The sequence below is a fragment of the Cupriavidus gilardii genome, from assembly GCF_008801915.1.
In the GTDB taxonomy this organism is placed as follows: domain Bacteria; phylum Pseudomonadota; class Gammaproteobacteria; order Burkholderiales; family Burkholderiaceae; genus Cupriavidus; species Cupriavidus gilardii.
The window spans coordinates 1-1733 of record NZ_VZOV01000061.1 but is presented as its reverse complement, the minus strand read 5'-3'; the positions used below and the strand labels follow the sequence as shown (position 1 = coordinate 1733).

The 1733-nt window shown below is 64.6% G+C and carries 5 protein-coding genes; all 5 read left to right on the top strand.

Features of this window, described 5'->3' with window-relative positions:
* Positions 1-346: hypothetical protein (locus tag F7Q96_RS26370; RefSeq protein ID WP_211923530.1), on the top strand; the 346-nt coding region annotated here is incomplete at its 5' end.
* A 26-nt stretch (positions 347-372) separates the two neighbouring features.
* The gene (locus tag F7Q96_RS26365) at positions 373-774 is read left to right on the top strand and encodes a hypothetical protein (protein ID WP_151023629.1); all 402 of its coding nucleotides are present in this window, start codon (positions 373-375) and stop codon (positions 772-774) included.
* 36 nt (positions 775-810) lie between these two features.
* The gene (locus tag F7Q96_RS26360; protein WP_053824317.1) at positions 811-1122 is read left to right on the top strand and encodes a hypothetical protein; all 312 of its coding nucleotides are present in this window, start codon (positions 811-813) and stop codon (positions 1120-1122) included.
* Positions 1123-1302: 180 nt separating this feature from the next.
* Entirely contained in the window at positions 1303-1440 is a 138-nt protein-coding gene (locus F7Q96_RS26990; RefSeq protein WP_170292936.1) for a hypothetical protein, read from the top strand.
* Positions 1437-1658 carry a hypothetical protein gene (locus tag F7Q96_RS26355; protein ID WP_053824318.1) on the top strand — a complete coding sequence of 74 codons (222 nt, stop codon included), beginning with the start codon at positions 1437-1439 and terminating at the stop codon, positions 1656-1658. The genes F7Q96_RS26990 and F7Q96_RS26355 overlap by 4 nt, the downstream gene beginning before the upstream one ends.
* Positions 1659-1733: the final 75 nt, after the last annotated feature.

The window sequence follows — 1733 nt, the reverse complement described above, 5'->3', positions numbered from 1 at the left end:
CCTCCATCGACGCACTACACCGATGGAGCAAGCGATGCCAGCCACCCTGACCCAAGCCCCGATCCGAGTCCCCGGCCAGCCCGAGGTGGCGGACGACTTGGAACACCTCTGCTCGTCCTTCTTCGGCGACCTGCGCGTCGAGGTGTACGGCAACGTCGTTGGCAACGGCATGAGCGCTCGGATCTATGTGGCCGACGTCGCCATCGCCGGTACGACGATCAGCCTGCGCGACTCGCTCGAGGGCACCCACTGGGAGCGATTCGAGCGCGATGCCCGCGAGGCATACGAGCGGTCGCTACGTCCGGTCAGTGACTGGCGCGGCAATGTCCACTGGCAAGCCGCCTGAACAACGACAACGCGAGGGGAAAGACGATGAACTACAACCGCATGACGATCCGCGCGACCGGCGACAAGTGCGAGGTGCGCAAGCTCCATCCGCACCATCAGTACGTCAGCGGATCATCAACTGGTGGGGGCGCTCGCCAGACTCGTTTCGTTGCCCGTCCGTATGCACAGCCGCTTTTCGTCGGCACCTATGGCGATTGCCTTGCCTACATCGAATCGCAAGGCGCCGAGTTCATGACTGAGCATGGAATTCCGGTGCCAACGGCCGGCGAGATCCAAGCTTCTCCGCTGCATCAGCGCCGCCCCGAAGAGTCGCTGCCGTCCTCGAGCCTCGTTATGGAAGCTTGGGATCGAATGGAGCACGAGCGCAAACGCGAAAGACTCGAGCGCGCAGCAGAGGTCCGGCGCAACGCGCGCAACGCGCTCTAACGCAACCCGCCCGCACTGGCGGGCTTGGAGACAGACATGGATCAACAAGGCAAGAGCGGGGCGAGGTTCACGCCAGGGCCGTGGGCCGGCAATGACGGATACGCCTTCGTGCGTAGTGCCTGCCCCGACCAATACGCAGTCGCGGCCGTGTACGGTCAGTTTGGTACCGCGGCCACCGACGAGACCGCAATCGCAAATAGCCGCCTGATCGCCGCCGCGCCGGAACTGTTCGAGGCAGCCGCAGCGGCTATGCAATGCATCGGCGAACTGTCCCCGACGCAAGCCCGTGTCGAGGTCGCGCAGATGCTCCAGTCCGCCATCGCCAAAGCCCTGGGGAGCCAGCAATGACGACCGAGCACTGCCGCGGCGCCGTCGAATCCCGCAACTACCTGGAGACCCTGTGATGTCCGACGACGATCTGCGCGCCGTCCAGCGCCGCAACAACCTGATCCTCTGCTACGTGATGGCCATCTTCGCCGTGGTTTGCGCCGCGCACGAGATCGCCAACGTGCTGCCGTGAGGCTGGCCGTGATCGACATCCACGACTTCAGAGCCATGCGCGAGCGCCAGGCCAAGAACCTGCGCCGGCTGCGCGCGGCAACGTGGCTCGCCATCGGCGCGCTGCTGCTGGCAAACGTCATCGACATCGTGAGGGGCTGGCTGTGAACGACCAAGAACTGACGCCGTGGTTTCCGGCTGACGTGAAGCCGGTGCGAGACGGCGTGTACCAGCGCGACTACGGCTCCGTGAGCGTGTACTGCGCATACCGTCGAGGGAAGTGGACCGTGTTCGGCTACACCCCGAAGGCTGCCGCATGGGAAGTCGCTGTAAGCAATATCGAAGCGCCATGGCGCGGCCTGGCAAAACCCGCGAAGGAGCAATGACATGACCCCGACCAAAGGATTCGACCTGCGGCACTACGAGTCGCCGCTGACCGAGGCAGAAAAGCGCCAGGCGCG

What these genes read in the sequence shown, in the direction of transcription:
- F7Q96_RS26365 (WP_151023629.1), top strand. Translation starts at nt 373, where the DNA reads ATGAACTACAACCGCATGACGATCCGCGCGACCGGCGACAAGTGCGAG.
- F7Q96_RS26360 (WP_053824317.1), top strand. Translation starts at nt 811, where the DNA reads ATGGATCAACAAGGCAAGAGCGGGGCGAGGTTCACGCCAGGGCCGTGG.